Here is a 3,533-nt window from a genome sequence, read left to right as displayed (position 1 = left end):
TGATCACGCCAAGGCCGCTCACTGTCCACAGTGCACACAGAGATCCCCGGCCGTAGCAGCAGCTAATCGGCCGGGGAGGTTAAACGACAAGCTAGTAGATGATTGTCCGGTGTCGTCTGGGCCGGTTCCGTCGTATGAGCAGTTGGCTGCTCTGGTCGTGGAACAGGCTGCGGTGATCGAGCGGTTGACGGCGTGGGTGGCCGAGCTGGAGCGCCGGCTCGGTCTCAACTCGCGTAACTCGTCGAAGCCGCCGTCGTCGGACGGGCCGGCCGCGGTCGCTGCGGGAGCGTGATCTGCGACGTCCGGATCGTCGAGGAGGGCTACACCTGGCGCACAGGAACAGGCCGTCACCGCCCAGCTAATCGTGCGCCGGGTCCGCCGCTGGAGCGACAGCGCCGCCCATGTCGCGTGAAACCGACGAAGAGGACGATTGACCCTTTCGGACTCCATCGACACTGGTACCTGTGTGGAGACCGCATCGCTCGACCGGACAGCAGGTCGACACAGTGAACCGTTAGCTCCTACTGGCACGTAGATAGATAACGGTGGTCGATGTAGACCACTGGGAACACGCACGGCTTGGTTCATTCACGAAATTGATGCTGGTTTATCACAGCAAACACTGTACTCAACGTAGGGACCTCGATACTCTCTGTTAGTCCATATCGGACAGAGACAAGGAGGTCTCGTGAAACGCCACCCCCAATGGCTGGCCGTCGCCAGTCTCGCGCTCGCGCTCATCACGACCGGTGCGGCAACTGCTGAAGCAAAGCCGCCCGCGAACGACCGCGACTCCGGCAACACAACCACCGTCGCCCGGACTGGTGACGGTCGAGCGGTGACCAGTGATGCCGTCGCCAAGGAGGTCGCCGCGTACTGGACACCAGAGCGGATGGCAGCAGCCGTCGACCTGGACTTCAAGCGGCAGAAGGAGCCCACCACGGCTTCGTCCCGCGCGGTACCCAAACCCAACGGGCCGTCAGGCGCAATCCCGCCGGTATTGCCGGCCCTCTCGAACGCCGACCGAGCAGGCACACTGCTCAACGAATCGCAAACTGTCGGCAAGGTGTACTTCACCACCCCCGGGGGTGGTTTGGCATCCTGCTCGGCCAGTACTGTGGCCAGCGGAAAGAGACGTCTGGTCGTAACCGCGGGCCACTGCGTGCACCAGGGAGCGGGCGGGCAGTGGTACAGCAACTGGCAGTTCGTGCCGCGGTACCGCAATGGGTTGCGTCCGTTCGGCACATGGGTGGCAATGCAGCTCACAACCCGCACGGCCTGGATCACCAGCAGCAGCTACAGCGAAGACATGGCGATCGCCATCATGAACACCAACGGCTTCGGCCAGAGGATCGTGGATGTCGTGGGTGGCAACGGCCTACGGTGGAACTGGGGCTACAACGTCAATGTCACCGCCCTCGGCTATCCATCCAACCTAGGCGGCGGCGAAAGCCAGTACTTCTGCCAGAGCGGTACATGGCACGCCCATGACCAGGTCATCCGGATGTGGTGCAACATGACCTATGGCTCCAGCGGTGGACCCTGGCTGCAGGAATACAACGACTCGAACGGCCTGGGATACATCAACAGCACAGTCAGCCACGGAGACAATCCAGGCAACGGCCAGTTCGACGGCCCGTACTACGACAACGACATCAAGAGCCTGTACGACTTCGCAGAATCCCTCTCGCCGTAAACGCCATGTCTCTGTGCCTGGCGGTGTACCGCCAGGCACAGAGACATAGTTGACAGATCATGGCGGCGTTCCCGCCGCAAGACCGTAACCGCTGGCTCGCCAACGACGCACGCAGTACGAGGTTGACGCGCGATGGCAGCAAGCCAGTGGCTCACCAATCCCGTCACACCGGCATCCGTGGGTGTGACGGGATTGATGACCCCGTCCCGTCCTCGAGAGATCGGAGGCCCTCGTGGTCCGACTCGCCCACGCCGCCGTCACCGCCATTCTGGCGATCGGCGGTGCCCTCGCTGTAGCCGCTCCCGCCGAGGCTGCGGTGCTCGACGTAAGCTGCACCTCGCCGAGCAGCACCAACATCATCACGTTCAGCCCGCCGCTCACACTGGTGAACCAGCCCACCGTGGTGTCGCGCAGCACGTCGTACCAGCCGTGCCGGGCGCCGCGCTGGCCCAACCTGGTCGCGGGCAAGGAGAGCCGCACGGTCACCATGCTCGACGACTGCACCATGGTCCTCGGCACGCTGAACGTCAACTTCACGATCACCTGGAACACCGGCCAGACCACGACGGTCAACGCCGTACGCACCGCCTCGCTGTCCGGCTCCAGCCTCGTAGTGACCTTCAACGGCACCGTCACCGCCGGGCTGTTCCTCGGCAGCAACGTCAACCAGGTGTTCGTCGGCTCCGGCGTAGACCTGATCAACTGCCTCGCCGGACGCGGCTCGGTGAAGAGCATCCTGTCCCAAGTTCAGCTGACCATCTCGCACTGACGAGCAAGCGCCGCGGCGGCACCAGCGTTGCCGCCGCGGCCATCGACCCGTTTGCGCCCGAGGCGGATGCTCCGGCGGGCCACGGTCGCGTACACCCGTGGGCTGCCGTAGGTATGACCGGACCGGACCGGATGTCGACGATCTTGGTCAGCAGCCCGCGGTCTTCGAGTTCCCGTACGCCCGGGTCGGCCTCGCGGGCCACTCAGCCGTAATAGGTCGACGGCGCAATCTTGCAGGACACAGAGGACGGGCTCACCCCGAAGCGGCCGCGCAGCTCGGTCACGAGCGTTCTGACCGTCGCCGGGTCGGGTCGAGTCCCGAGGTGAAGCAAGCGGAGGCGGCCTTGAGGGTCTCGTTGGCTCTGCGCAGCTCGGCGTTCTCCTTGCGCAGCTGGCGCAGGTCGTCTGCCTCGGCGGTGGTCGGCTGGTCGAAGCGTTCACCGTGATTGGGCTGGTCCTGGCGGATCCAGTGGCGCAGAGCTTCGGGATGCACGCCGAGCTGCTCGGCCAGGCGCTAGATGACCGGTTGGGGTCGGCCCACGGTAGAGCCGCACCGCGCGCTGGCCCTTGACGCCAGCCGTCACCATCTCGCCGTGACGGCGCAGCCACGCCGCCATCTGCCGGTGTCCGGCGGTGCCGGCCTCGAACTGGGCATCGCCCAGCAGCCGGCCCCCGCGCGTCGACCGCCGCTGCGTGATGGGTCAGCCCGTAGGGGTCGAAGCGACCGATGACAGTCCGCTTCTTCTTCGCCATGCGTGATCTTCCTGCCTTTTCGCAGAGAACCACGCCCACGACCGGCCAAGCGGGCGGACGGCTCAGTGACGGGGCTTGGGTGCACAAGCTCTTATGAAGTCACGCGAGCCCGGCCAACCGTATGCACAACCAGGGTCTCACCGCTGGAGCCGACGAATCCCCTAACGACATCAGCCTTGAGTCAACCTCGGAGTCAGGCTCGAGCGGTGGGGCCTTAACGACAATGCCGGGAAGATAAGCGTTACCGCTGGTAGGAACGTGTGTGGCCGAGTGGCCTCGGGTTGATGATCAGGACCTCGGCGTGGCGGCATCGATA

General features: G+C 64.8%; 3 protein-coding genes and 1 pseudogene. 3 read left to right on the top strand and 1 reads right to left on the bottom strand.

Annotation, left to right across the window (positions count from 1 at the left end):
- Positions 1 to 109: 109 nt before the first annotated feature.
- The 3 genes and pseudogenes from AB0J67_RS39935 to AB0J67_RS39925 all read left to right on the top strand — a co-directional run.
- Positions 110 to 268, top strand: a pseudogene (locus AB0J67_RS39935) (DUF6444 domain-containing protein); the annotation flags it as partial.
- Between the two features lie 420 nt (positions 269 to 688).
- Complete coding sequence (locus AB0J67_RS39930) at positions 689 to 1,696, top strand: hypothetical protein (protein WP_363490834.1); 1,008 nt, start codon at positions 689 to 691, stop codon at positions 1,694 to 1,696.
- 232 nt (positions 1,697 to 1,928) lie between these two features.
- Positions 1,929 to 2,465, top strand: coding sequence for a hypothetical protein (locus AB0J67_RS39925; RefSeq protein ID WP_363490832.1), 537 nt, complete (start codon positions 1,929 to 1,931; stop codon positions 2,463 to 2,465).
- Between the two features lie 279 nt (positions 2,466 to 2,744).
- On the opposite strand, the gene AB0J67_RS39920 is transcribed toward AB0J67_RS39925, so the two are convergent.
- Positions 2,745 to 2,975 carry a transposase gene (locus AB0J67_RS39920; protein ID WP_363490836.1) on the bottom strand — a complete coding sequence of 77 codons (231 nt, stop codon included), beginning with the start codon at positions 2,973 to 2,975 and terminating at the stop codon, positions 2,745 to 2,747.
- Positions 2,976 to 3,533: the final 558 nt, after the last annotated feature.

This window comes from Catellatospora sp. NPDC049609, assembly GCF_040675365.1.
GTDB lineage: Bacteria > Actinomycetota > Actinomycetes > Mycobacteriales > Micromonosporaceae > Catellatospora.
The sequence above is the reverse complement of the archived record's forward strand: the minus strand, read 5'-3'. Positions and strand labels throughout refer to the sequence as shown.